The 1,343-nt window shown below is 41.8% G+C and carries 2 protein-coding genes; both read right to left on the bottom strand.

Annotated features, from left to right (window positions below; genetic code table 11):
- Positions 1-46: 46 nt before the first annotated feature.
- Positions 47-370, bottom strand: a complete 324-nt coding sequence (gene tnpA, locus H1S01_RS20170) for an IS66 family insertion sequence element accessory protein TnpA (protein WP_188042158.1) — start codon at positions 368-370, stop codon at positions 47-49.
- A 586-nt stretch (positions 371-956) separates the two neighbouring features.
- The gene (locus H1S01_RS20175) at positions 957-1,280 is read right to left on the bottom strand and encodes a hypothetical protein (RefSeq protein WP_188042159.1); all 324 of its coding nucleotides are present in this window, start codon (positions 1,278-1,280) and stop codon (positions 957-959) included.
- Positions 1,281-1,343 lie beyond the last annotated feature (63 nt).

The raw sequence follows: 1,343 nt of genomic DNA on the forward strand, positions 1-1,343 counted from the left end.
TCCGTACTTCCACAGGCCAGGTATACCCGTTCTATACTTGCTGCATTCAGCATCGAACCAATAGCGTCTCTACCACTTGGCTGAGCAGCACCGGATCAAACCCGGGTTTAACCTCGATACAGGCTTTTCCTAATTTGATCACGATAGGGCTTCCTAGTCTATCGTCTTTGGAGAAAGAATCCACTTCTACCGATAGCCATTGTGTGGGTTTGACGGCAGGAATGGTTGCTGTTTCTTGCTTATGGAGCCAGTACCGTAATTGATGTGGCTTTAGGTCATGATCGACACACCATTCCGTGAGGCTCTGGCCGCTCGATTGATAGGCAGCCACTCGTGCACCCCACTCTTTTCGCAATTCTTCTCTTGTCATATAAAAATAAAAAACATCCCCGTTTCGTTTTCTGGGGATGATTATCTCATGAACCTTTTTTTCTTACTATGTGGGAACTATTAGACACTTACGTCACCTCCTGGGGTTAGGTTACCTATGAAGCATAATAAAACCGCCTCTCCCCACTGGCCTCCCAATTACGTGGCTTATTGGAAAGGATGTGAGGAAGGTCAGTCCATTACGGTCTTATCAAAATCAAAAATCACGCAAAAAAAATACCGGGAGCTAGACATCCCGGTAGGCAGATGGATATTTGAAAAGAAGGCATTTTTAGATTAACATGCCTCGATATTGGAGTTCAAAGGACCGCAGACCTATTTTTTTACCTAATAATTTCCTCCACCCATCATAATCGCCCCCCGCACGTTCCCCCCTACGCATCTCAAACCAACCACCTATAACATTCATATTACAACTGGGTTCAAACTGGACACAGGCCATTACAGCGGGTGTGGTGGGATTTGGGGTTTTTAGGTGAAAAAAAGGCGACCTCATCGAAGGTGACGAGATCGTGGTTCTTAGTTAACTTCTCCGTAGAAATACTCAAAACTTTTTATAGTACTGCTTATCTAAAGTACCTAAAACTTTCAGCCCAACTTTTATTGTATTTATCTTTTAGACGTTGCTGTTCTTCGAGTAATCTATTTAATCTTTCACGCTGCTGTTGTATAAGTCGTTGCCTTAATATTTGATTGTTTCGCTTTAATATTTCGTTATTAAGTTTTCTTTGACTTGTTGACATTTGTGATTTCGCCTTTTTTGTTTTATTGGTTTTCGCGGCATATAAAGGAGTAGATTTACTTAACTCAATCGTTCCATTAGTCTTACTCACTTCGCGAACAATTGGTTCGCTAGCATAAATGATAGCTGTAGATCGGTTTAACCCCATTATTTTTGAGCCGATCGCCCTTATTCAAATGAATGCGTAAGATCTCATTTTAGAGAAGGCAAA

It is taken from the genome of Heliobacterium chlorum (assembly GCF_014502795.1).
Classification (GTDB): Bacteria; Bacillota; Desulfitobacteriia; order Heliobacteriales; family Heliobacteriaceae; genus Heliobacterium; species Heliobacterium chlorum.